Source organism: Mycobacterium sp. ENV421 (assembly GCF_002887815.1).
GTDB lineage: Bacteria > Actinomycetota > Actinomycetes > Mycobacteriales > Mycobacteriaceae > Mycobacterium.
Window position 1 is genome coordinate 39,262 of record NZ_PDHO01000014.1, and the last position, 22,598, is coordinate 61,859.

The 22,598-nt window shown below is 68.3% G+C and carries 26 protein-coding genes; 12 read left to right on the forward strand and 14 right to left on the reverse strand.

Annotated features, from left to right (window positions below):
• Positions 1-71 precede the first annotated feature (71 nt).
• From CRM90_RS17385 to CRM90_RS17400, 4 genes are read left to right on the forward strand one after another with little or no spacing between them, the layout of a single operon-like run.
• The gene (locus tag CRM90_RS17385; protein WP_102808197.1) at positions 72-1,337 is read left to right on the forward strand and encodes a cation:proton antiporter; all 1,266 of its coding nucleotides are present in this window, start codon (positions 72-74) and stop codon (positions 1,335-1,337) included.
• 10 nt (positions 1,338-1,347) lie between these two features.
• Positions 1,348-3,654 (forward strand): phosphoribosylformylglycinamidine synthase subunit PurL, encoded by a 2,307-nt coding sequence (gene purL, locus CRM90_RS17390; RefSeq protein WP_102808198.1) that lies wholly within the window; start codon positions 1,348-1,350, stop codon positions 3,652-3,654.
• On the forward strand, positions 3,651-5,435 hold the full coding sequence (locus tag CRM90_RS17395; RefSeq protein ID WP_102808199.1) for an alpha/beta hydrolase: 1,785 nt from the start codon (positions 3,651-3,653) through the stop codon (positions 5,433-5,435). Before purL ends, CRM90_RS17395 begins: the two co-directional genes overlap by 4 nt.
• A complete protein-coding gene (locus CRM90_RS17400) occupies positions 5,432-5,980 on the forward strand; it encodes an Rv0804 family intramembrane glutamic endopeptidase (RefSeq protein ID WP_102808200.1) in 549 nt (182 codons plus the stop codon). Before CRM90_RS17395 ends, CRM90_RS17400 begins: the two co-directional genes overlap by 4 nt.
• Here CRM90_RS17400 and CRM90_RS17405 read toward each other — a convergent pair.
• Positions 5,977-6,402 carry a PPOX class F420-dependent oxidoreductase gene (locus CRM90_RS17405; RefSeq protein ID WP_102808201.1) on the reverse strand — a complete coding sequence of 142 codons (426 nt, stop codon included), beginning with the start codon at positions 6,400-6,402 and terminating at the stop codon, positions 5,977-5,979. The two genes, CRM90_RS17400 and CRM90_RS17405, sit on opposite strands and share 4 nt — an antisense overlap.
• Before the next feature lie 51 nt (positions 6,403-6,453).
• Here CRM90_RS17405 and CRM90_RS17410 point away from each other — a divergent pair, with 51 nt between their 5' ends.
• Positions 6,454-6,846: a sterol carrier family protein gene (locus CRM90_RS17410; RefSeq protein WP_102808287.1), complete on the forward strand. Its 393-nt coding sequence runs from the start codon at positions 6,454-6,456 to the stop codon at positions 6,844-6,846.
• Between the two features lie 89 nt (positions 6,847-6,935).
• The gene (gene purF, locus CRM90_RS17415) at positions 6,936-8,468 is read left to right on the forward strand and encodes an amidophosphoribosyltransferase (RefSeq protein ID WP_102808288.1); all 1,533 of its coding nucleotides are present in this window, start codon (positions 6,936-6,938) and stop codon (positions 8,466-8,468) included.
• A 3-nt stretch (positions 8,469-8,471) separates the two neighbouring features.
• Here the strand turns inward: purF and CRM90_RS17420 are convergent, their stop codons facing one another.
• Complete coding sequence (locus CRM90_RS17420; RefSeq protein ID WP_102808202.1) at positions 8,472-9,794, reverse strand: DUF2867 domain-containing protein; 1,323 nt, start codon at positions 9,792-9,794, stop codon at positions 8,472-8,474.
• Positions 9,795-9,850: 56 nt separating this feature from the next.
• Positions 9,851-10,261, reverse strand: a complete 411-nt coding sequence (locus tag CRM90_RS17425; protein WP_353616981.1) for a cupin domain-containing protein — start codon at positions 10,259-10,261, stop codon at positions 9,851-9,853.
• 53 nt (positions 10,262-10,314) lie between these two features.
• Here CRM90_RS17425 and CRM90_RS17430 point away from each other — a divergent pair, with 53 nt between their 5' ends.
• On the forward strand, positions 10,315-10,932 hold the full coding sequence (locus CRM90_RS17430) for a DUF2461 domain-containing protein (protein WP_102808204.1): 618 nt from the start codon (positions 10,315-10,317) through the stop codon (positions 10,930-10,932).
• 48 nt (positions 10,933-10,980) lie between these two features.
• Complete coding sequence (purM, locus tag CRM90_RS17435) at positions 10,981-12,051, forward strand: phosphoribosylformylglycinamidine cyclo-ligase (RefSeq protein WP_083118618.1); 1,071 nt, start codon at positions 10,981-10,983, stop codon at positions 12,049-12,051.
• Positions 12,052-12,088: 37 nt separating this feature from the next.
• Here purM and CRM90_RS17440 read toward each other — a convergent pair whose 3' ends face one another.
• Both CRM90_RS17440 and ygfZ read right to left on the reverse strand, forming a co-directional pair.
• Positions 12,089-12,280, reverse strand: coding sequence for a DUF3073 domain-containing protein (locus tag CRM90_RS17440; RefSeq protein ID WP_102808205.1), 192 nt, complete (start codon positions 12,278-12,280; stop codon positions 12,089-12,091).
• A 137-nt stretch (positions 12,281-12,417) separates the two neighbouring features.
• A complete protein-coding gene (gene ygfZ / locus CRM90_RS17445) occupies positions 12,418-13,509 on the reverse strand; it encodes a CAF17-like 4Fe-4S cluster assembly/insertion protein YgfZ (protein ID WP_102808206.1) in 1,092 nt (363 codons plus the stop codon).
• Between the two features lie 65 nt (positions 13,510-13,574).
• On the opposite strand from ygfZ, the gene CRM90_RS17450 reads away from it, so the two are divergent.
• Positions 13,575-14,435 carry an aminodeoxychorismate lyase gene (locus CRM90_RS17450; RefSeq protein ID WP_102808289.1) on the forward strand — a complete coding sequence of 287 codons (861 nt, stop codon included), beginning with the start codon at positions 13,575-13,577 and terminating at the stop codon, positions 14,433-14,435.
• A gap of 276 nt (positions 14,436-14,711) precedes the next feature.
• Here the strand turns inward: CRM90_RS17450 and CRM90_RS17455 are convergent, their stop codons facing one another.
• The 9 genes from CRM90_RS17455 to lmeA form a co-directional block, all read right to left on the reverse strand.
• A complete protein-coding gene (locus CRM90_RS17455; protein ID WP_102808207.1) occupies positions 14,712-15,053 on the reverse strand; it encodes a hypothetical protein in 342 nt (113 codons plus the stop codon).
• A gap of 144 nt (positions 15,054-15,197) precedes the next feature.
• Positions 15,198-15,515: a hypothetical protein gene (locus tag CRM90_RS17460; RefSeq protein ID WP_102808208.1), complete on the reverse strand. Its 318-nt coding sequence runs from the start codon at positions 15,513-15,515 to the stop codon at positions 15,198-15,200.
• A complete protein-coding gene (locus CRM90_RS17465; RefSeq protein WP_102808209.1) occupies positions 15,515-16,159 on the reverse strand; it encodes a heme-binding beta-barrel domain-containing protein in 645 nt (214 codons plus the stop codon). Before CRM90_RS17465 ends, CRM90_RS17460 begins: the two co-directional genes overlap by 1 nt.
• A 153-nt stretch (positions 16,160-16,312) precedes the next feature.
• Positions 16,313-16,615, reverse strand: a complete 303-nt coding sequence (locus CRM90_RS17475) for a DUF1416 domain-containing protein (RefSeq protein WP_083118612.1) — start codon at positions 16,613-16,615, stop codon at positions 16,313-16,315.
• 2 nt (positions 16,616-16,617) lie between these two features.
• Entirely contained in the window at positions 16,618-17,451 is an 834-nt protein-coding gene (locus CRM90_RS17480; protein ID WP_102808210.1) for a sulfurtransferase, read from the reverse strand.
• A gap of 35 nt (positions 17,452-17,486) precedes the next feature.
• Entirely contained in the window at positions 17,487-17,957 is a 471-nt protein-coding gene (locus CRM90_RS17485) for a DUF4395 domain-containing protein (RefSeq protein ID WP_102808211.1), read from the reverse strand.
• Positions 17,958-18,047: 90 nt separating this feature from the next.
• Positions 18,048-18,149: an Ms5788A family Cys-rich leader peptide gene (locus CRM90_RS31465; protein ID WP_353616982.1), complete on the reverse strand. Its 102-nt coding sequence runs from the start codon at positions 18,147-18,149 to the stop codon at positions 18,048-18,050.
• A 20-nt stretch (positions 18,150-18,169) separates the two neighbouring features.
• Complete coding sequence (locus CRM90_RS17490) at positions 18,170-18,589, reverse strand: TlpA family protein disulfide reductase (protein ID WP_102808212.1); 420 nt, start codon at positions 18,587-18,589, stop codon at positions 18,170-18,172.
• Positions 18,586-19,389: a mannan chain length control protein LmeA gene (gene lmeA, locus CRM90_RS17495; protein ID WP_102808290.1), complete on the reverse strand. Its 804-nt coding sequence runs from the start codon at positions 19,387-19,389 to the stop codon at positions 18,586-18,588. The genes CRM90_RS17490 and lmeA overlap by 4 nt, the downstream gene beginning before the upstream one ends.
• A gap of 198 nt (positions 19,390-19,587) precedes the next feature.
• Here lmeA and CRM90_RS17500 point away from each other — a divergent pair, with 198 nt between their 5' ends.
• The 3 genes from CRM90_RS17500 (at position 19,588) to pstS (ending at position 22,596) form a co-directional block, all read left to right on the forward strand.
• Entirely contained in the window at positions 19,588-20,385 is a 798-nt protein-coding gene (locus CRM90_RS17500; RefSeq protein WP_199189938.1) for a winged helix-turn-helix transcriptional regulator, read from the forward strand.
• Positions 20,382-21,314, forward strand: coding sequence for a mycothiol synthase (mshD, locus tag CRM90_RS17505; RefSeq protein ID WP_102808213.1), 933 nt, complete (start codon positions 20,382-20,384; stop codon positions 21,312-21,314). The genes CRM90_RS17500 and mshD overlap by 4 nt, the downstream gene beginning before the upstream one ends.
• A gap of 151 nt (positions 21,315-21,465) precedes the next feature.
• Positions 21,466-22,596 (forward strand): phosphate ABC transporter substrate-binding protein PstS, encoded by a 1,131-nt coding sequence (pstS, locus tag CRM90_RS17510; RefSeq protein ID WP_199189931.1) that lies wholly within the window; start codon positions 21,466-21,468, stop codon positions 22,594-22,596.
• The last annotated feature ends 2 nt before the right edge of the window (positions 22,597-22,598 follow it).

Below are 22,598 nucleotides of genomic sequence, written 5' to 3' on the forward strand. Positions count from 1 at the left end.
AATTACCCGCGAGGTCATGCCGGGTCACCCCGGCGCGCGCACGCCGGGTGTCTGCGGAAAGATGCGTTGCTGTGGTGCAGTCGCTGATCGCGCTCTCGGTGGTGCTGGCGGTCTGGGCGCTGCTGGCCCGCCCGATGCAGCGGGGCCGGATCACCGCGCCGATCCTGCTGGTGGTCGTCGGGGCGGGCATCGAGTACGGCACCTACCACGCGGTGGCCGACACCTTGAACTCTCAGGTCGCCCAACACCTTGCGGAACTGATCCTGGCGGTGCTGGTGTTCGTCGACGCCACCGACGTGCGCGGCGGGCTGTTGGGCCGCGACCCGCGCTCGGCGTTGCGGTTGCTGGGTGTCGCGCTGCCGCTCAGCATCGGGCTGGCCTTCGTCCTGGGCTGGTTGCTGCTGCCCGGGGTCACGTGGCCGGTGCTGCTCGTGCTGGCCTGCATCGTGGTGCCGACCGATTTCGCGCCCGCGTCCCGGATCCTGCGCGACGCGCGCATTCCCGAGCGGGTGCGCGACCTGCTCAACGTCGAGGCAGGCTACAAAGACGGAATCATCGCGCCGGTGTTGGTCTTCGCGCTGGCGCTGGCGTCGGGTCCCGACGACGAAGAGCCGCCGATGGACGCGCTCGCCGAGGCGCTTCCCGAGATCGGCATCGCCCTGCTCGTCGGCCCGGCGGTCGGCTGGCTACTCGGCAGGCTGGCCAACGCCGCCGACGGGCGCAACCTGATGACCGAGCAGTCCAAGCGGATCATCTACGTCGCCGCGCCGCTGCTGTCCTACTCGCTGAGTGTGGGCCTGGGCGGCAACGGGTTCGTGTCGGCGTTCCTGTGCGGGATGGCGCTGAACTATGTGCGCAAGGTCCGGCGAGCAGGAGCGGAGCGACCCGGGGATTTGGCTGAGGACAAGCACCGGGAACTGGAACTCATCGACGACGTGGCCGTGCTGCTGACAGCGTTCATGTGGTTCGTGGTGGCCGGGATCGGCGTGATCGCGCTGATGTCGGGCGGTGTCACGTGGGGCATCGTCGGTTACACGGTCGTCGCCGTGACCATCGTGCGGCTCATCCCGGTGATGTTCGCGCTGCTCGGATCGAGGATGGATTGGCGCGAACGGCTGCTGGTCGGCTGGCTGGGACCCCGGGGGACCACCTCGATCGTCTTCGGTCTGCTGGCGTTCAACGTGCTCGAAGGCGGCATCGAGAAGCAGGTGCTGTTGATCATGGTGCTGGTGGTGTTGAGCAGTGTGGTCGTCCACGGCCTGTCCGCCGCGGGCGTCGCGCACGCCTTCGCCCGCTCCCAGGCGCGACGACGCGGCGCTGCGCAGCTGCGCCACTAGACTGTTTGGCGTGACATCTGGGCTCTCTGGAGCAGTCGACACCGTCGACCACGCGTCAACCACCCCCGAGCACCCGCAGCCGTATCGCGAACTCGGCCTCAAAGACGACGAATATCAGCGGATCCGGGACATCCTCGGCCGCAGGCCCACCGACGCCGAGCTCGCCATGTACTCGGTGATGTGGAGCGAACACTGCTCGTACAAGTCCTCCAAGGTGCACCTGCGCTACTTCGGTGAGACCACCACGGAGGCCATGCGGTCCTCGATGCTGGCCGGTATCGGCGAGAACGCCGGCGTGGTGGACATCGGCGACGGCTGGGCGGTGACGTTCAAGGTCGAGTCGCACAACCACCCGTCCTACGTCGAGCCCTACCAGGGCGCGGCCACCGGTGTCGGCGGCATCGTGCGCGACATCATGGCCATGGGCGCGCGCCCGGTGGCGGTCATGGACCAGCTGCGGTTCGGTGCTGCCGACGCCCCCGACACCCGCCGGGTGCTCGACGGCGTGGTCCGCGGCGTCGGCGGCTACGGCAACTCGCTCGGCCTGCCGAACATCGGCGGCGAGACGGTGTTCGACGCCTCCTACGCCGGCAACCCTCTGGTCAACGCGCTGTGCGTGGGGGTGCTGCGCAAGGAAGATCTGCACCTGGCATTCGCCTCCGGCACCGGCAACAAGATCATCCTGTTCGGTGCGCGCACCGGCCTCGACGGCATCGGCGGGGTGTCGGTGCTGGCGTCGGACACCTTCTCCGGCGACGAGTCCGGCGCGGGCCGCAAGAAACTGCCGAGCGTCCAGGTCGGTGACCCGTTCACCGAGAAGGTGCTCATCGAATGCTGCCTGGAGCTGTACGCCGCCGGCCTGGTGGTCGGGATCCAGGACCTCGGCGGGGCCGGATTGTCCTGTGCGACATCCGAACTCGCATCCGCCGGTGATGGCGGGATGCGCATCGAGCTGGACCGGGTGCCACTGCGGGCCAAGGACATGACCCCGGCCGAGGTGCTGTCCAGCGAGTCGCAGGAACGCATGTGCGCAGTGGTCACCCCGGAGAACGTCGAGGCGTTCCTGGCGGTGTGCCGCAAATGGGATGTGCTGGCCACCGTCATCGGTGAGGTCACCGACGGCGACCGGTTGCAGATCACCTGGCAGGGCGAGACCGTCGTCGACGTGCCGCCGCGGACCGTGGCCCACGAGGGTCCGGTCTACGAGCGCCCGGTGCAACGGCCCGACAGTCAGGACGCGCTGATCGCCGACACGTCGGCCACCCTGCCGCGGCCGCAGACCGGTGACGAGCTGCGCGCGACTGTGCTTGCGCTGGTTGGCAGTCCGCATCTGTGCAGCCGGGCGTTCATCACCGAACAGTACGACCGCTACGTGCGCGGTAACACCGTGCTGGCCGAGCACGCCGACGGCGGGGTGCTGCGCATCGACGAAGCCACCGGCCGCGGCATCGCGCTGTCCACCGATGCGTCGGGACGGTACACACAGCTCGATCCGTACACAGGCGCACAGCTGGCGCTGGCCGAGGCCTACCGCAATGTCGCCGTCACCGGGGCGACGCCGGTCGCGGTGACCAACTGCCTCAACTTCGGTTCGCCCGAAGACCCCGGGGTGATGTGGCAGTTCTCTCAGGCTGTCCGCGGGTTGGCGGATGGCTGTGCGGCCCTCGGCATTCCGGTCACCGGCGGCAATGTCAGCTTCTACAACCAGACCGGGGCGACGCCCATCCTGCCCACCCCGGTGGTGGGTGTGCTGGGCGTCCTCGACGACGTGACGCGCCGGTTGCCCACCGGGCTCGGCAACGAGCCGGGGGAGACCCTGCTGCTGCTCGGCGACACCCGCGACGAGTTCGACGGCTCGATCTGGGCGCAGGTCACCGGTGACCACCTCGGCGGTGTGCCGCCACAGGTGGACCTGGAACGGGAGAAGCTGCTCGCCGAGGTGCTGGCGGCCGCGTCCCGCGACGGCCTCGCCTCGGCAGCCCACGACCTCAGTGAAGGCGGGCTCATCCAGGCGGTCATCGAAGCGGCGTTGGCCGGTGAAACCGGTTGCCGCATCGTGCTTCCCAGCGGTTGTGACTCCGTGGCGGATGCGTTTGTTCTGCTCTTCTCGGAGTCCGCTGGCCGTGCCCTGGTCGCCGTGCCACGCACCGAGGAGAGCCGCTTCGTGTCGATGTGCGAGGCCCGCGGGCTGCCGGTCACCCGGATCGGGGTGTCGGACCCCGGCTCGGATTCCGTTGACGTGCAAGGCTTGTTCACCGTGACGCTGGCGGAGCTGCGCGCCACCTCCGAGAAAGTGCTGCCCGGGCTGTTCGGATGACCAGTGCGGTCGACGACGTCACCGGTGAGGCGCAGTCCCCGCAGGGGGCGCAGCGTCGCCGCGAGTCGCTGATCGAGTGGGCGTGGAGCCTGGTCCGGCTGGACTTCGTCGGGGTGGCGGTCGGCGCGCTGTTCTTCTGCCTGTCCCTGACTCCGTCGTTGGTGCCGCGCGACTGGGTACTGTCCGGTGTGATCGGCGGGATCAACGCCGCCATCGGCTACGCCATCGGGGTGCTCGCAGGCAAAGTGGTTCGCCGGCTCTTCCTCAACCACCAGCCGTGGTGGCCGCCGAGTGCGCGGGTCGCCGTCCGCCTCAAGATCGCGACCGTGGTGCTGTCGATCGGTGCCAGCGTGCTGATGCTGGTGCCGGCCGCCGCGTGGCAGCGCCAGATCGCGGCCGTCATGGGTATCGACGGTCCGTCCACGCTGATCTACCTGCGTACGCTGGCCGTCGCGCTGGTTGCCGGTGGGCTGTTCGTCAGCGTCGCGCGGGTGATCAAGGACGCCATCAAGTTCCTCGCGCGGCAGATGATCCGGCGCTGGGACATCAACGACGAGGTCGCGATGTTCATCGGCACCGCGATCGTCGTGGTGCTGGTCATCACCCTCGTCAACGGTGTGCTCTACCGCGGCTTCATCGCCGGTGCCAGTGCGGTGTTGCAGCCGCAGAACGACACCACCCGCCCCGGCGTCGAACAACCTATCCAGCCCGAAAGATCAGGCAGCCCAGCATCATTCGCCGCATGGGACACCCTTGGATTCCAGGGCCGCAACTTCGTCGGCACCGGGCCGGATGCCGCCGAGCTCACCGAGCTCAACGGGCAGCCCGCCAAGGAGCCGATCCGGATCTACGCCGGCCTGGAAACGGCGGACACCACCGAGGGCCGGGTGGCTGTGCTGCTCTCGGAGTTACAGCGCACCAAGGCTTTTGAGCGCAAGGTTCTGGTCATCATCCCCACCACCGGCACCGGCTGGGTCGACCCGGTGGCGGCCAGGGCCATCGAGTCGGTGTACAACGGCGACACCGCGCTGGTCGCCATGCAGTACTCGTACCTGCCGAGCTGGATCTCGTTCCTGGCCGACCGCGACAAGTCGGTCGAGGCGGGCCGGGCGATGATCAACGGCATCCAACGCCGATGGCTGCAATGGCCGGAGGCCACGCGGCCCAAGCTGATGCTCTACGGCGAGAGCCTGGGGTCGCTGGCCGGACAAGGCGCGTTCGGATACCTGCCCGACGTCGTCGACAAGGGGTTCTCGTCGGTGCTGTGGGTCGGGCCGCCCAACGCCAGCGCCTTGTGGAAAGCGCTGACCGTGCGGCGCGATCCCGGCTCCCCGGAGTACCAACCGCGCTACGACGGCGGGCGTACTGTGCGGTTCGCGCAGGCGGCCGGGCCCGAGCAGATCGCCGGGATCGCGGCATCGCCGACGTGGAAGGGCACCCGGGTGCTCTATCTGCAGCACCCGTCCGACCCGGTGGTGTGGTGGTCACCGCGGCTGCTGTTCACCAGGCCGGACTGGCTGCGGGAGCCGCCGGGCTTCGACCGCAGCCCGGCCATGCAGTGGTACCCGATCGTCACGTTCTGGCAGGTGAGTGCCGATATGGCGGGCAACGTCACCAGCTCGCAGGCGGCGCCGAACGGGCACGGCCACAACTATGGCGACAGCCCGCTCGACGGCTGGGTCGCGGTCGCCGCACCTGACGGCTGGACGCATGCCGACACCGACCGTGTCCGGCGCTCCCTCGACAAGCTCATCGCGGCAGGCGGGCCCGAATTCCAATGATCACCAAGGATTCCGGCGCGCCTGCCGTGCGCGCGATCGTCAGCACCGGGTTGGCGGCGGCCGTCGGCGCGCCGCTGGGGTTGCGCCCGCCGCGACTGTGGTCGGGGCTGAGATCCGGTGCGGTGGTCTTCGGGCTGGTGGTCACGGCTGTCGCGGCATTGACGAGAGTTCCCCGGGTGCGCCAAGGGATGATGGACCGCACGGTCCCGCCGGATCCCGTCCGCTGGCTGGCACTGGAGATTCCGGTCGCCACGGCCTGGACGGAGGAGATGCTGTTTCGGGGACTGCTCCAGACCGCCGCCGTACGGGCGTTCGGGCCGACGTTCGGCCCGCTGGCGCAAGCGGTCGCCTTCGGGCTGTGGCACATCCCCGACGCCCGGCGGGTCGGCGACCCGGTACTGGGCACCGTGGTGGTGACGGGCGTGGCCGGATGGGTGTTCGGCTGGCTCGCCAGACGGTCGGGGAGCGTGCTGGCGCCGGTGCTCGCACACACGGCGTTCAACGAGTCCGCCGCGGTCGCCGCACTGGTGCTGCAGCGGCGCTAGTCGCCCGTCGTCGGCACGTCCCGGCTGTCCGGCACCAGGTCGTGCGGCTCGGTCTCGGTGTCGTCGATGCCGAAGCTGATGATCCGTTTGGGCGTGATCCGGATGATTGCAGTGTCGATGCCGTCGCCGGGGGAGTCGGTCTCGGCCTGCTCGGCGGTGCCACGGATCTCCAGACACCGCACCCGCCAAGGGCTGCGCGAGGCGATGTCGTCGACCACGAACGCAACGGTGTTGTTGGTGGCCAGGTTGCGGAACTTGCGGCTCTTGGCCATGTTGTAGCCGACGACGTCGAGGGTGCCGAGTGCGTCGTTGTAGGAGAAGCCGACCGGACTGTTCTGCAGCGTGCCGTCCGGCGCGATGGTGGCAAGCCTGCCGAGATCCGCCGACTTCAGGTACTCGATTTCGTGCGGTTTGAACGCCATCACGCCACGGTAGGACCTCAACTTCGGTTGACGTCAATACCGCATACTCGACTGGTGCCCGCTCGCAGCGCCGACCCCGAAGCCACCGTCGCCGCGGTGCGCGCCGTGGCGGACTGGCTGCGTGACGACAGCGCGGCCGGCCCCGACCGCCAGGCGATCGCCACAGCCGTCCGATTGACCGCCCGTACCCTGGCCACGCTCGCGCCAGGCGCGAGCGTCGAGGTGCGCGTGCCACCTTTTGTTGCGGTGCAATGCATCTCCGGGCCCCGCCACACCCGTGGCACACCCCCCAATGTGGTGGAGGTCGATCCGCGGACGTGGCTGCGGCTGGCAACGGGTCTGCTCGACGTCGGCGAGGCGGCCCGACTGGGCGCGTTGCGGCTGTCGGGATCCCGGGCGGGCGAGGTCGCGGCCTGGCTCCCCATCGTGACACTCACCGACTGAGGCCCCGACACTCGGCGTTCAGTTCCGTGTTTGGAGCCGATGCCCGTAAACTGGCTTACGTCACCAACCTGCGCCAGGGAGCAGCCCATATCGTGACCGAACAAGTGGAGAACGACCCTCGGGAAGAGTGCGGCGTCTTCGGCGTATGGGCTCCAGGCGAGGATGTAGCCAAGCTCACTTATTACGGTCTCTATGCCCTGCAGCACAGGGGTCAGGAAGCCGCAGGCATCGCCGTAGCCGACGGATCGCAGGTCCTGGTGTTCAAGGATCTGGGTCTGGTCAGCCAGGTGTTCGACGAGCAGACGCTGGCCGCCATGCCGGGCCACGTCGCCATCGGCCACTGCCGGTATTCCACCACCGGGTCCACGACCTGGGAAAACGCCCAGCCGGTGTTCCGTAACACCGCGGCGGGCACCGGAATCGCGTTGGGACACAACGGAAACCTGGTCAACACGACCGATCTGGCCGCCCGCGCGCGCGACGCCGGGTTGATCAACCCGAACATGCCGGGTGCGGCGACCACCGACTCCGACATCCTCGGCGCCCTGCTGGCCCACGGCGCGGCGGACTCCACGATCGAGCAGGCCGCCCTGGAACTGCTGCCCAGCGTGCGCGGGGCGTTCTGCCTCACCTTCATGGACGAGAACACGCTCTACGCCGCGCGCGACCCGCACGGCGTGCGCCCGCTGTCGCTGGGCCGGCTCGACCGCGGCTGGGTGGTGGCCTCCGAAACCGCCGCCCTCGACATCGTCGGCGCCTCGTTCGTCCGCGACATCGAGCCCGGTGAGCTGCTGGCCATCGACGCCGACGGGGTCCGCTCCACCCGGTTCGCCAACCCGACCCCCAAGGGTTGCGTGTTCGAGTACGTCTACCTCGCCCGCCCCGACAGTGTCATCGGCGGCCGGTCCGTGCACGCCACCCGCGTCGACATCGGCCGCCGGCTCGCCGCCGAGCAGCCCGTCGACGCCGACCTGGTCATCGGCGTCCCGGAGTCAGGCACACCCGCCGCGGTCGGATACGCCCAAGGGTCCGGCATCCCGTTCGGCCAGGGGCTGATGAAGAACGCCTATGTCGGGCGCACGTTCATCCAGCCATCGCAGACCATCCGCCAGCTCGGTATCCGGCTCAAGCTCAACCCGCTCAAGGAAGTGATCCGCGGCAAGCGGCTCATCGTCGTCGACGACTCGATCGTCCGCGGCAACACCCAACGCGCGCTGGTGCGGATGCTGCGGGAGGCGGGCGCGGTCGAGGTGCACGTGCGCATCGCGTCGCCGCCGGTGAAGTGGCCGTGCTTCTACGGCATCGACTTCGCCACCCCGGCCGAACTGATCGCCAACGCGGTGGACCATCAGGGCGAGATGCTCGAAGCGGTACGCCACGCGATCGGCGCCGACACCCTGGGCTACATCTCACAGCAGGGCATGATCGCGGCGACCGAACAGCCCGCGACGCGGCTGTGCTGCGCCTGCTTCGACGGCACCTACCCGATCGAACTGCCCGGCGAGACGGCCCTGGGTAAAAACGTCGTCGAGCACATGCTGGCCACCGCCGCCCGCACCGGGCTTCCGATCCAGCCGGTCTCCGTCGACAACGACAACGTCTCGGCGCTCAGCAGGCCCTGACGCTCACCCGGCGGCCTCGCTGACCTTGCGCAGCTGCGCGCGGAGCGTCGCCGAGTGCAGCGGACGTCCGGCGAGCCAGTAGACCCGGCCCAGCAGCCCGCGCGGATAGAAGATCGCCCGCTGCTCGTATCTGCTGCCGCCTTGTTCGGGTGAAACCCGCATCTCCAGCCACCGAACGCCTGGGCTGCGATCGTCGGCCCGTAGCCGCAGCATCGCACCCTCGTCGCGGCCCTCGACATGCCAGCGCTCCGGAACGCTGTGTTCGACCGCTTCCCACAGCCGCTCCGGGCTGACCTTCGTGCGCCACGACCGGGCGTCGGTGTAGACGATGGCGCCGGCCCAATCCGGGTCGCTGGGCAGCGGTGCGGCGGTGCCGGTGTCCCACGTGGTCTCCACCTCGCCGCGGGCGATCCGGGCCAGGGCGAGGGAAACCGCCCGCCGGTAGGGGGTGAGGCCGGCGGCGGGCCGGTCGATGATGGTGTCGATGTCGTGGTTGGCCATGACGGCGTCGCAGTGCAGGGATTCGACCAGCGGACGGGCCAGACCGGACGGGATGGGCGTCACGAACCCCACCCACAGTGCGGCGATCCGTGGGGTCAGCACCGGCAGCACGATCATGTGCCGTCGACTCAGTCCCGCCACCTCGGCATAGATCTGCATCATGTCGCCGTACTCCAGGACGTCCGGCCCGCCGATGTCCCAGGCCCGCGACTTCGGCACGTCGGCGGTGGCGGCAGCAGCCAGGTAGTGCAGAACGTCGCGGATCGCGATCGGCTGAATCTTGTTGTGCACCCACTTCGGCGTCGTCATCACCGGCAGCCGGTCGGTGAGGTGACGGATCATCTCGAACGACGCCGACCCCGAGCCCACCACCACCCCGGCCTGCAGCACCACGGTCTCGATGCCCGACGCGATGAGGATCTCACCGACCGTGGTGCGCGACGCCAGATGCGTGGACAACTCGGCGCCCTCCGGGTGCAGGCCGCTGAGATAGACGATGCGCTTCACGCCCGCGCTGCGGGCGGCGGTGACGACGTTCTGGGCCGCCCGCCGCTCGTCGGCGGCGAAATCCGCCGACGTGCCCATGGAGTGCACCAGGTAGTAGACGACGTCGACGTCGGTGAACGCCTCGGTGAGTGAGTCGGCGTCGGTGAGGTCACCGCGGGCGATCTCGATCTGGTCGCGCCACGGCACGTTCGCGAGCTTGTCCGGATTTCGTGCCAGCGCGCGCACCGCGAAGCCGTCCTCCAGCAGTCGCGGCACCAGACGGCCGCCGACGTAACCGGTGGCACCGGTCACCAGGCATCGGATCTGCTTCGCCGACATGGATCCTCCGTTCGTCGCCTCCGTAATTCGGAGCCGAGGACCGGTTGGATTGCCACTTATTCGAACGGGCAACCCGGATTCGGTGCATCGACTGCCAGCTGGCTGCCCGCGGGCTTGATGTAGAGCACCCACATGACCACGGGGACCGGGCCCTCATTGCGGCCCTCGTGGATGTACCCGGTGCCGCTGCCCTCGCTGATCGAGTCGCCCGCGTTGTACACACCGTCGACCGAGCAGTCGCCCTTGTAGTGGGTCAACGTGCCCTGCTTGATCACCCCGAACACCTGGCCGGGGTGGTAGTGCCAGCCGGTGGTTCCGCCGGGGGCGATGGTCAGCTCCCGGGTGACGAAGTCCCTGCCGTTGAGAGTGGACTGCACCAGGGTCTCGGCCTCGATGCCCGAGTTGGGCGTGGCCACAGCCGGCGCGGCGAACAACACCGCACTGGCCATCGCGACGGTCAACGCCACAGGGAAACACCGCACTGGTTTCATCGGGCACCAGAGTGTCACACAATGTCGGAATGGCGTTTCGGGGCTGGCCGATCGAGGCCGTGGAGTTCTACGAGGGCCTGGAGGCCGACAACTCCAAGGTCTACTGGACCCGGCATCGCAGCGTCTACGACCGTCAGGTGAAGGCGCCGATGGAGGAACTGCTCGCCGAGCTGGCCGGTGAGTTCGGCGAGGGCACGCTGTTCCGGCCGCACCGCGACGTGCGGTTCAGCGCCGACAAATCCCCGTACAAGACCAACTGCGCGGCCAGGCTCGGCTCCGGCTACGTGTCCTTCTCGGCTGACGGTCTGTCGGTGGGCAGCGGTCTGTACATGCCCGATGCCGCGGCGCTGGCCCGGTACCGGGCGGCCGTCGACGCCGAGAAGTCTGGCGCCGCGCTGGCCGGGATCGTCGACACGCTGCACAAGGGCGGCTACGACACGATGGCCCACGATGTTCTCAAGACCGCGCCGAGGGGCTACCCGAAGGATCATCCGCGCATCGAGCTGCTGCGCCACAAGGGCATCGCGATGATGAAGACCTGGCAGGTCGGCGCCTGGCTGGGCACGGCGAAGGCCAAGGGTCGGGTGGTCACCACCCTGCGGGCCGGGGCGCCGCTGCGTGACTGGCTGGCCCGGCACGTCGGCTGACGACTGGCCCGTTCCGGCGGCGGACGTCGACCGGTAGCCTTATGCCCGATGACGGATCGCGAGGAAGACAACCTGATCTCCTACGCATCGGCCGGGGTTGATATCGAGGCCGGTGACCGCGCGGTCGAGCTGTTCAAGCCGCTTGCGAAGCGGGCCACCAGGCCCGAGGTGCGGGGCGGACTGGGCGGCTTCGCCGGGCTGTTCGCGCTGCGCGGGGACTACCGGGAGCCGCTGCTGGCCGCGTCGACCGATGGTGTCGGCACCAAGCTCGCCGTGGCGCAGGCGATGGACAAGCACGACACCGTCGGCTTGGACCTGGTCGCGATGGTGGTCGACGACCTCGTGGTGTGCGGCGCCGAACCGCTGTTCCTGCAGGACTACATCGCCGTCGGACGTACCGTTCCGGAGCGCGTCGCCGCGATCGTCTCGGGCATCGCCGAGGGCTGCGTGATCGCCGGATGCGCGTTGCTGGGCGGGGAGACGGCAGAACATCCCGGGCTGATGGAGCCCGACCATTACGACATCTCCGCCACCGGCGTCGGCGTCGTCGAGGCGGACGACGTGCTGGGTCCCGACCGGGTACGCCCCGGCGACGTGATCATCGCGATGGGATCGTCCGGCCTGCACTCCAACGGCTACTCGCTGGCCCGCAAGGTCCTGCTCGAGATCGACCGGATGAACCTCGCCGGCCACGTCGAGGAGTTCGGCCGCACGCTCGGGGAAGAGCTGCTCGAGCCCACCAGGATCTACGCCAAGGACTGCCTGGCGCTGGCTGCCGAGACGCAGGTGCGCACGTTCTGCCACGTCACCGGTGGTGGGCTTGCCGCCAACCTCGAACGCGTCATCCCGCACGGTCTGGTCGCCGAACTGGACCGCGGAACCTGGACTCCCGCACCGGTGTTCGCGATGATCGCGCAGCGCGGCCGTATCGACCGCCCGGAGATGGAGAAGACGTTCAACATGGGCGTCGGCATGGTCGCCGTCGTCGCGCCGGAGGACACCGACCGCGCACTGGCGATCCTGACTGCACGCCATCTGAACTGCTGGACACTGGGCACCGTCACCAAGGGCAAGGATGGCCCGAGAGCGAAGCTGGTAGGACTACACCCTCGCTTTTAGGGATCAGGCCCAGCGCGTGTGAACAGGGGGCGGCGGCTCAGCGCCGCCAGCTACCCTCGTCGGCCCACGGGTCCTCGCCGAACCCGTTGTCCACGGTGTCAGGCTCATCCGACTCAGACTCCGACCCGGACAGCTCCTGTTGGAGCCGACTGAAATCGGTCTGTGGGGAGCTGTATTTCAGCTCCCGAGCAACCTTGGTCTGCTTTGCCTTAGCCCGGCCGCGGCCCATGGGGGAACCCCCTCGCGCAATAACGGAGCGGCCCGGGATGCAGGCGGCTCCGATCTGTGTGTTCGTTATTGTCCTGTCCACACCTTACCGTGCCCCGCTGCGATGTGCTGGCAGGCCCGTTCGGCCGTGGGAGAACGTCAGTTCGCGCCGCGGCGCAAACGCTCGACCGCGAGCCGCCCGGCCCCCACGGCATCGGTCGGCGGCAGCGATTCCGGGTCCATCTCGGCGGCCACCTCATGCTCGCCGCCCGTGGTCAGAGCGGTATCGGCCGGAATGCCCCGCTTCACCAGGGCCAGGGCGATCGGCCCCAGATCGACATGGTCGACGACGGTGCCCAGCCGGCCCACGACACGCCCAGCGGCCAGCAGCGGATCACCCGTGACCGGCCGCTCCCCGGATCCGTCGAGATGCACCAGGACCAGCATCCGGGGCGGCTTTCCCAAGTTGTGGACCCGCGCGACGGTCTCCTGGCCGCGATAGCAACCCTTGTCGAGGTGCACAGCTCCTTGCCCGGGGCCGCCGATCCACCCGACCTCGTGCGGGATCGTGCGCTCGTCGGTGTCCACGCCCAGCCGTGGGCGCTGGCCCGCGACCCGAAGCGCCTCGTACGTCCATACCCCGGCGCGGCGAACGCCGGCCGCGTCCAGCCTGCTCAACCAGGTCGTCACCTCGGCCCGGGGGACCACCAGGTCGAGTTCGATCTGGCCGGCCGCCGCGGGCATCCGGCGCAGGAAACCACCGCCGGCCAGCGGAACGGCTGTCGACTCCGCGGGCAGCTCGTCGACGCCCAGCGCGCCGAGGACCGCCGATTCGGCGAGACGCGGCCCGAGCAGGGAGAGCACAGCCAGGTCGGCGGCCTCGGGTGCGACATCGGCCCAGAACACCATCTTGCGCAGATAGGCCAGCAGCGGTTCACCGCGGCCGCGTTCGGTGTCGAGATAGGTGACGCCACCCAGCTCGGTCTGCACCCAGTGGTCTTCGACACGGCCCTGGCCGTCGAGGCTCAGGTTCTCGGTGGAGGCGCCGTCGGGCAGCTCACTGACGTGCTGGGAGCACAGCGAGTGCAGCCAGCTGCGCCGGTCGGATCCGGTGAGTGTGATGACCGCACGGTGCGAGCGATCGACGACGACGGCATCGTGCTCGGCGCTGCGCTGCTCACCGAACGGGTCGCCGTAGTGCCAGATCACGCCGGCATCGGGGGAGTTGTCAGGTGCGGGGACTGCTGACACACATCAACTCTACGGGGCTGCCACTACGCTCATGCTCCATGCTTGGAATGCCCGGCCGCCCCTCGGTGCTCGTCACTCTCGACGGCGAGGTACGAGATCCGGCGCAGCCGCTGCTGTTTGCCGACGACCTCGCGGCCGTCCGGGGCGACGGCGTGTTCGAAACCCTGCTGGTCCGCGACGGCCGCGCCTGCCTGGTGGACGCGCATCTGCGCCGGCTCACCCAGTCGGCCAAGGTGATGGACCTGCCGGAACCGGACCTGTCGGCCTGGCGGCGGGCCATCGGCATCGCGGTGGGGCAGTGGACGTCGTTGACGGCTGCCGAGGGCGCCCTTCGCCTGGTGTACAGCCGCGGTCGGGAGTCCGGCTCGGATCCGACCGCCTACCTCACGGTCAATCCCGTGCCGGACCGGGTTGCCGCCACCCGTCGCGACGGGATCGCCGCCGTGCTGCTCGACCGCGGGCTGCCGTCCACCGGAGTGGACGCGATGCCGTGGCTGGTGGCGGGTGCCAAGACGCTGTCGTATGCGGTGAACATGGCCGCGCTGCGGCACGCCGCCGACAGGGGTGCCGGTGACGTGATCTTCGTCAGCTCCGACGGGTACCTGCTGGAGGGTCCGCGCTCGACGGTGGTGATCGCCACCGACGACGGCTCGGGGACAACCCTGCTCACGCCGCCGCCGTGGTACCCGATCCTGCGTGGCACCACGCAGCAGGCGCTGTTCGAAGTTGCCCGTGAGAAGGGCTACGACTGCGACTTCCGCGCGCTGCGGCCATCCGACTTGTATGCCGCACAGGGGGTTTGGCTGGTGTCCAGCATGACACTCGCGGCTCGGGTGCACACTCTCGACGGGCAGCCCCTGCCGCCCACTCGGCTGGCCGCCGAAGTAGCGGCGCTGGTCGATGCCGCGATCGTCTGTGATCGCTGATCGCGAAAATGTGTTGGCACAACCTTTCTGACGCGGGTACTTTCGTCGGTACACAAGAAGGGAGGTGGTCCGGAAAATTGATAGCTTCTAGGACATGTGAGGTGGCTGCCCGCTAGCAGCACCAGGTGCCGGGATTTACCTGCGCTCTGAGCGCGCTGGCGAATTCCAGGCAGCTACCCGGCCCCCGAGCTCTTGGTTAGTCCGACCAAGGAATAACGGCTCGGGGGCCGCCCCTTTTCTCAAGCCCTTTTCTCAAGCCTTTTTCTTTGGGGCCCCTCAGCGCTGTTGAGGCGGCGCGGGCGCCAGTGACGCGCACGCCTGTAGACCCTTGTCCCACACCGATTGGTCGACACCCGGCGGTGCCGGCGGCGGCCCGCCGGCCGCGCCGGGGTTGGGCTGCCCGCCCGGACCGCCTGACGGCGGGCCGTCCTGTCCACCAGGGCCGCCCTGCGGTGGTGCGGGCACACCGTTGTCGGTCATGCACTTCGCGAACGGATCATTCGGCCCGGCCGGGTTGCCCGGTGCGGCGTCGCTCGAGGGCGCACAGGCCACCGCGGCGCCGATCAGGGCCGCACTCATGGCGCCGATAACCGCGGTGTGCAACGGTCGCAGAGTCATCTCGTCGTCTCCATCTGTAGGGGAAGACCGACCGTATGCACTGTGTGTAGGCGTCGATTAGCCGGCGGCTGTGCGACAGCTGTGAGTGATCGCGCGGGCGGGTGTCGAGGAAAAGCGTTGTCGGCGAGGCGGATTCGTCAGAGATTAGCCGGCCGGGCCCGGCTCGAGCGGCGAGCAGGCTTTCATCGCTTGATCCCAGACGCCGGGGTCGACCCCCGACGGCGGACCCAGGACCGCGGTACCGGCCGAGTCTGGAACGCCGTGCTCGTGCAGGCAACGGGCCAGCGAACCGTGCTCGGCCGGGGCGGGTGTCGTGCTGCTCGGGGGTGTGGTGCCAGGCAGGGGACTGGTGGTGCTCGGCGCCGGGCTGATCGCCGTCGGCTGCGAGGGCGACGGGGCGGGGACGCACCCGGCGAGGAGTGCGGTGGCCGCCGTGGCGACCACCAGTGCAACGCCGCGCATCAGCCGACGTATCGCGTCAGCCGCGCGGACAGGTGCGGAACGAGGCCGCCGTCGGCGTCGACCCGCTCCTCGACATAGGCCAGGTCGCCCTCGACGATCCCGTACAACCGTTTCGCACCGCCGACCAGCACACCGGACTTGCTGCGCGCCAACGCATCGGTCACCAGCTCCCACGACGACTGATTGCGGGGGTGGCCGTAAAACAATTCGACGTAGCCCGCGGAGTGCGCCAGCATCAATTCGATGGCCTGCGACTCACCGGGGTCGGCCGGGTCGGTGACGAATCGCCAGAAGCCGGATTCCCGCAACCCCGGGCCGGCGTACTCGCCGGACTCGTCGAGGCGCCAGGACCGGGACTCCCAGTTCAGATATTCACCGCCGTCGTGCGAGACGATGATCTGCTGTCCGAAGTGGTAGTCGCCGTGGGTGCCGCGGCCTTCGCCCTCGCCGCGCCAGACCCCGACCAGCGGCAGCAAGGCCAGCAGTGCGTCGTTGAGGTTGGCGCCCAGGCGCAGATTGGCGGTGTCGGCGGGTACCGGTAGGTCGTCGAAAACCGGGACGTTGCGGACGGCCGTTTCCTTCGCCCGCTCGGCCGCAGCCGCTACGGCGCGATCGGCGGTACCGGAGATGTCCTCGGAACTCACGACTCGTCGGTGATCAGTCGATACAGCGCGTACAACGCGAACCAGGTGATCAACACAACCGTCGCGACCAGCAGGATCTCGTAGAAAAGAACCACGGTGACAGTCTATCTGGGGCCCGGGCGGAGGTGCCGCCCGAGCCCGTCCCCACACGTCTTACGCGACTTTGATGTCGACTTCGTGGATCCCGGCGCCGGTCGGCGCCACGGTGGCGTCGCCGTTGCCGACCTTGGACAGCGCACGCACTGTCCAGGTGCCCGGTGCCGCGAAGAACCGGAAATCACCGGTCGCCGAGGCCACCACCTCGGCGGTGAACTCGTCGCTCGAGTCCAGCAGACGCACGAAGGCGCCGCCCACCGTCTGACCCGAGTCGTCCACCACGCGGCCCGTGATCACGGTCTCCTTCTCGAGGTCGACACCGGCGGGCAGAGTCTGTCCTTGTTTAGGTGCAGAGCACATGATCAACTTCCCAACTCGATCGGGGCTCCCACCAGGGAGCCATATTCGGTCCAACTACCGTCGTAGTTCTTGACGTTCTTGTGCCCCAACAGTTCTTGCAGCACGAACCAGGTGTGCGACGACCGCTCGCCAATTCGGCAGTAGGCGATCGTCTCCTTCTCGCCGTCCAGGCCGGCCGCGGCGTAGAGCTTGGCCAATTCCTCGTCGGACTTGAAGGTGCCGTCTTCGTTCGCAGCCCTGCTCCACGGAACGTTGATGGCGCCGGGGATATGCCCGGGGCGCTGGCTCTGTTCCTGCGGCAGGTGAGCAGGCGCGAGGATCTTGCCGGAGAACTCGTCGGGGGAGCGGACGTCCACCAAGTTCTTTATGTTGATCGCGGCGATCACCTCGTCGCGGAACGCGCGGATCGTGTTGTCCGGGGTCTTTGCCGCGTACGACGTGGCGGGCCGCTCGGGCACCTCGGTCACCAGGGGGCGTCCGTCGAGTTCCCACTTCTTGCGGCCGCCGTCGAGAAGCTTGACGTTCTCGTGGCCGTACAGCTTGAAGTACCAATACGCGTACGCGGCGAACCAGTTGTTGTTGCCGCCGTACAGGATCACGGTGTCGTCGTTGCTGATTCCCTTGTCCGACAACAACTTCGAGAACTGTTCCTGGTCGACGAAGTCACGCTTGACCTGGTCCTGCAATTCGGTCTTCCAGTCCAGCCTGACGGCGCCGGCGATGTGGCCGTCTTCGTAAGCCGAGGTGTCCTCGTCGACCTCGACGAAGACGACGTTCGGCGCGTCGAGATTGCTCTCGGCCCAGTCGGTGGAGACCAGGACGTCGGAGCGTGCCATGAAGTAGTTCCTTTCGGTTGCGTGTCTAGAAAAGCTCAGGTGCTGGCCGGCGTCCGCAGCCTGGCCACGAGGGGATAGATCTGGCAGCCCAGGCAGATGCCGAAGGCTGCGTTGAGGAAAGCGGCGAACAGGGCGAAAGCGGTGGCGACGGTGCCGAGCAGCGGTGCCCCCAGAGCGAAGCCGGCGACGCCGGCGACGGCGAATATCAACCCCACCAACTGCGCGAACTTCAACGGCGGCACCGGCTCCCGCTCGGAGACGGGACTCAGCCGCGGTGCGACGAGGTTGGCGAAGATCACTCCGTAGGGGTGCCGACGCGGCCCGCGCAGCGCCCCGATCGCGAACACCACGGCCTGCAGTCCGAGCAGCACACTCGCCGCAACGGTGCTGAAGCCCGAGACGACGAGAACCGCGACCAGCACGGCCGTGGTGACCCACGCCGCGAAGCGGGGCCCGCGGACATCGACCTGGGCGACGGCGGGGGTGCTGGTGATGCTTGTCGACATGGTTTCTTCTCCTGTTGCTGATCGGGCTGGGCGGAGACGAGCCGCAAACGGCCGCTCCAGAGTGGCGGCGCGAAAGAAGGGCGCGGCGACTCAGCAGCTACAGCAACAACAGCAACAACCCGCAACGCGGCACAGATCGACTGCGCGGCGCTTGGTGAGCGCTAGCTCAAGGCGGGTCGACACGCGAGTCATGGTACCCAATGACCGGGCTCTCAGGCCAACAGAGGCTCGAGGGCTGCGCGCAGGTCAGCGGCCTTGGGGACCCCCGCCGTGCGGTACCGCTGCCGGCCGTCGGCGTCGAAGATGAACGTGGTCGGCAGCGACAGCACCGAAAGCTTGCGTGCGGCAGCCGGATCGGCATCCATGTCGATCTCGACGTGGGCGACGTCACGAAGGTCGGCGCAGACCTGGTTGACCACGCGTCGCACCCCTGCGCAGGGTCCACACCACACTGCGCTGAAATGCACGACCGTCGGGCCGGTCCGGGATAAACCCAGGTCGCTGACGTCGACGTCGTGCGATTCGACCTCGCGCACCACTCCGGATCGCCGGTTATGCAGCACGCCTGCGACGATCGCCACCCCCAACGCGGCGGCAATGGCGACGATCGCGGTGATCACAGCGGGGCTCATGACTGTGTGAACCCATCGAGCCGGATGGTTACTCCCTCGGCGATGCCTTCGATGATGATGTCCGAGCCGCGAGCACCCTCGGTGGTCGGACGCACCCCGAACGGCAGCTTCTGGCTGGGCAGGCTGCCGCTGAACGCCGCGAGCACCGCTGCCTTCTTGTCGTCGGGGACCGGCTGGTCAGCGGTGCCGGGACCGGTCTGCACATCCGTCGCGGTGAAAATCAGCGTGGTCTGCTCCGGGCCGGCCACCGACAGGTCGACGGCAACGCTGACCGGCTTGTCGAAGCCGGCTTTCTTCGGCGTCCCGGTGAAGACCAGGCCCTTGCTACCGGAGATACCCGACTCGGTGGTCCCGCCGGTGGCGTCGTTGGTCTCCTTCGACGGGGCCTCAACCATCAGGTCGGTGATCCCGACGAACCGGCCGAGGTGGAGGGAGTCGATGATGATGCGGCTCTCGAGCTTGCCGACCGGCAGGTCCGCATCCGGTCTGATCAGCCACGATGCCTGGGTGAGGTCGATGTTGTGCAGGGTGGCCTCCAGTGCGGCCTTGCCGACCACGGGATGGCGCACTCCGTTGGCCTTGATCTCGATCTCGTCGAAGTGGTGGTGCATGGCCTGGCGGATGAACGGAAAGCCCAGGATGGCCACCGACGGGTCGAACGACAACCCGGCGGCGCTGCGAACGGTGCGCGCCAGCCGGTACTCGGCGTAGATCGTCGCCCCGAAATCGACGCCGACCGCCCCGACGACCACGGCGAGCAGCGTGGCACCGAGAGTGATCAGGAGCTTTCGCACCTGCACATTCTGGCGTACAACCGGTGCGCAACCGCCGCCGCGCACCCCCTCGACAGCAGAGGAAGTCGTTCAAATCAGCTAAATAGCAGGTAGCGGGTTAAAGTTAGATGACCCATGGCCGGGTAACGGCCATATGTCGCCCATGAGTCTGGTGGGTCACCGCGACGGCGCTGTCGACGATGAGTATCCGGGGCATTGGAGAGTTTGTTGGACCTGCTACTTCTCACCGTCGACCCGCACCCAGAATCGGTGCTGCCGTCGCTGGCGCTGCTCGCGCACAATGTGCGGTCGGCGCCCACCGAAGTCTCGTCGCTGCTGGAGGCGGGCTCGGCGGATATCGCGATCGTCGACGCGCGCACCGACCTGGCGGCCGCCCGTGGCCTGTGTCGCCTGCTCGGGACAACCGGGACGTCCGTGCCGGTGGTGGCCGTCGTCAACGAGGGCGGCCTGGTCGCCGTCAACATGGACTGGGGTCTGGACGAGATCCTGCTGCCCAGCACCGGGCCCGCGGAGATCGACGCCCGGCTGCGTCTGCTGGTCGGCCGGCGCGGCGGCGTGGCCACCCAGGAGAGCGCGGGCAAGGTCAGCCTCGGGGAACTGGTCATCGATGAAGGCACCTATACCGCGCGGTTGCGCGGTCGCCCGCTGGACCTCACCTACAAGGAATTCGAACTCCTGAAGTATCTGGCGCAGCACGCCGGCCGGGTGTTCACCCGCGCGCAGCTGCTCCAGGAGGTGTGGGGCTACGACTTCTTCGGCGGCACCCGCACGGTCGACGTCCACGTGCGACGTCTGCGCGCCAAACTCGGACCCGAATACGAATCGCTGATCGGAACGGTCCGCAACGTCGGCTACAAAGCGGTCCGTCCGGCCAGGGGGCGTCCGGCGCCCGTCGACTCGGACTTCACCGAGGACGACGACGAGGACGCATTCGACGACGGCGAGGACATCGCGGATTCGATGAGCGTGCGATCGGTGTCGCAGCCGCTGCGCAGTCAGTGAGCGCCCCGCATTGGCGCACCGCCCTGACCCCGGCCGAGCAGGAGCAGGTGCGCGCCATGATCGAGGCCGCCACCCGAACTGACGGGGTCGCGCCGGTCGGCGAGCAGGTCCTGCGCGAGCTGCCACAGTCCCGCACCCGGCACCTGGTCGCCACCGACGGCGACGACGTGGTCGGCTACCTCAACCTGACGCCGGGACGCGACGACGCCGAGGCGATGGGTGAGCTCGTCGTGGCACCGCATGCCCGACGGCGCGGTATCGGCTCAGCGCTGCTCGGGGCCGCCGTGGACGCCGCCGACGGCGCCGTGCGGTTCTGGGCCCACGGCACCCTGCCCGCGGCCCGGGCGGTGGCCGACGCGCTCGGAATGACGGTGGCCCGCGAGCTCATGCAGATGCGCCGCGCACTCCGCGACATCCCTGAAGTTGTTGTGCCCAAAGGTATTCGGATTCGCACCTACGCCGGCCCGGCCGATGACGCCGAGCTGCTGCGGGTGAACAACGCCGCTTTCTCCTGGCATCCCGAACAAGGTGGCTGGGGTTCATCAGATCTCGACGAACGGCGCCGTGAATCGTGGTTCGATCCGGCGGGTCTGTTCCTTGCCTTCGACGACGCCACCGACCAGTTGCTCGGTTTTCACTGGACGAAAGTGCACGCCGACCATCCGGGGCTGGGCGAGGTCTACGTGGTCGGTGTGGACCCCGCCGCGCAGGGCCGCGGACTGGGCCGTCTGCTCACCCTGGTGGGCATCGAGCATCTGGCCCGCGTGCTGGGCTCACACCAGGAGCCCGAAGTCCTGCTCTACGTCGAAGCCGACAACGCTGCCGCGGTCAACACCTACGAACGGCTCGGATTTGCTGTCTCGAACATCGACACCGCTTACCAAGTTGCCGGAAGAGCAAATATTGACCGTGGCGGTAGTCACAGCTAGTTAGCGGCTGCCCGCAATGCGTCGTTCATCAACCTGTTCACCTTCCGTTCATATTCCGGGTGGGTTCCGTCCACTACCAACGCCTAACTTCCGGGGTGATGCATGTGCTCCTACCGGGGCGAACAGGGCAACACTGGAGAAAGTGGGATAGGTGAATCTGAACAGGTTTGGCAAGGCGTTCTTCGTGACTGCGTCAGCAACGGCCATCACCGGCCTGACGCTCACCGCCTGCGGAAGCGACAACAACGCCGCAACGTCGTCCTCGACCAACGCGGCGTCCGGTTCGTCCAGCGCTTCGGCTGACTGCGGTGGCAAGAACGCCGTGACCGCCGAGGGCTCGACCGCGCAGCAGAACGCCGTCGCGGTGTTCAACCAGGTGTGGGGCCAGAAGTGCCCGGGCAAGAACCTCTCGTACAACCCGACCGGCTCCGGCGCGGGTGTCACCCAGTTCGTCGCCGGCCAGGTCGACTTCGCCGGCTCCGATTCGCCGCTGTCCAAGGACCAGGTCGACCCGGCCGCCAAGCGCTGCGGCGGCAACCCGGCGTGGAATCTGCCGATGGTGTTCGGCCCTGTCGCCATGGGCTACAACCTGCCCGGCGTCGACAAGCTCGTCGTCAACGCCGACGTGCTGGCGAAGATCTTCACCGGTGCCATCACCAACTGGAACGACCCGGCGATCGCCGCGCTGAACAGCGGAGTGTCGCTGCCCGACCAGAAGATCACCCCGATCTACCGCTCGGACTCCTCGGGTACCACCGACAACTTCCAGAAGTACCTGACCGCGGCCGCGCCGCAGACCTGGACCAAGGGCGCGGGCAAGGAATTCCAGGGCGGTGCGGGCGAAGGCGCGCAGAAGACTGCCGGCGTCGTGCAGGCCGTGCAGGCCACCCCGGGTGCGATCGGCTACGTCGAGAAGGGCTTTGCCGATCAGGCCAAGCTGAGCATGGCTCAGATCGACACCGGCAGCGGGCCGGTGGAGCTCACCGACGACTCGGCCAAGGCGGCGATCGATTCGGCGAAGTTCGCGAGCGAAGGAAATGACCTCGTGCTCGACCTGAACTCCCTGTACTCCACCAAAGCTCCGGGCGCCTACCCGCTGATGCTGGCGACCTACGAGATCGTCTGCTCCAAGGGCTACGACGCCGACACCTCGGCGGCGGTCAAGTCGTTCCTGACCGTGGCGGCCAACGACGGCCAGGCCGGCCTGCCCGCTGCCGGCTACGTCCCGCTGCCGGACGCGTTCAAGCAGCGGTTGCTGACCTCCGTCAAAGCAATTCAGTAACA

Bases quoted from the DNA above. Each gene is read 5' to 3' on its own strand.
- CRM90_RS17395 (WP_102808199.1), top strand. From the start codon at position 3,651: ATGACCAGTGCGGTCGACGACGTCACCGGTGAGGCGCAGTCCCCGCAG.
- CRM90_RS17400 (WP_102808200.1), top strand. From the start codon at position 5,432: ATGATCACCAAGGATTCCGGCGCGCCTGCCGTGCGCGCGATCGTCAGC.
- CRM90_RS17405 (WP_102808201.1), bottom strand. From the start codon at position 6,402: ATGGCGTTCAAACCGCACGAAATCGAGTACCTGAAGTCGGCGGATCTC.
- CRM90_RS17420 (WP_102808202.1), bottom strand. From the start codon at position 9,794: ATGTCGGCGAAGCAGATCCGATGCCTGGTGACCGGTGCCACCGGTTAC.
- CRM90_RS17430 (WP_102808204.1), top strand. From the start codon at position 10,315: ATGGCGTTTCGGGGCTGGCCGATCGAGGCCGTGGAGTTCTACGAGGGC.
- purM (WP_083118618.1), top strand. From the start codon at position 10,981: ATGACGGATCGCGAGGAAGACAACCTGATCTCCTACGCATCGGCCGGG.
- CRM90_RS17440 (WP_102808205.1), bottom strand. From the start codon at position 12,280: ATGGGCCGCGGCCGGGCTAAGGCAAAGCAGACCAAGGTTGCTCGGGAG.
- CRM90_RS17455 (WP_102808207.1), bottom strand. From the start codon at position 15,053: ATGACTCTGCGACCGTTGCACACCGCGGTTATCGGCGCCATGAGTGCG.
- CRM90_RS17460 (WP_102808208.1), bottom strand. From the start codon at position 15,515: ATGCGCGGCGTTGCACTGGTGGTCGCCACGGCGGCCACCGCACTCCTC.
- CRM90_RS17475 (WP_083118612.1), bottom strand. From the start codon at position 16,615: ATGTGCTCTGCACCTAAACAAGGACAGACTCTGCCCGCCGGTGTCGAC.
- CRM90_RS17480 (WP_102808210.1), bottom strand. From the start codon at position 17,451: ATGGCACGCTCCGACGTCCTGGTCTCCACCGACTGGGCCGAGAGCAAT.
- CRM90_RS17485 (WP_102808211.1), bottom strand. From the start codon at position 17,957: ATGTCGACAAGCATCACCAGCACCCCCGCCGTCGCCCAGGTCGATGTC.
- CRM90_RS31465 (WP_353616982.1), bottom strand. From the start codon at position 18,149: ATGACTCGCGTGTCGACCCGCCTTGAGCTAGCGCTCACCAAGCGCCGC.
- CRM90_RS17490 (WP_102808212.1), bottom strand. From the start codon at position 18,589: ATGAGCCCCGCTGTGATCACCGCGATCGTCGCCATTGCCGCCGCGTTG.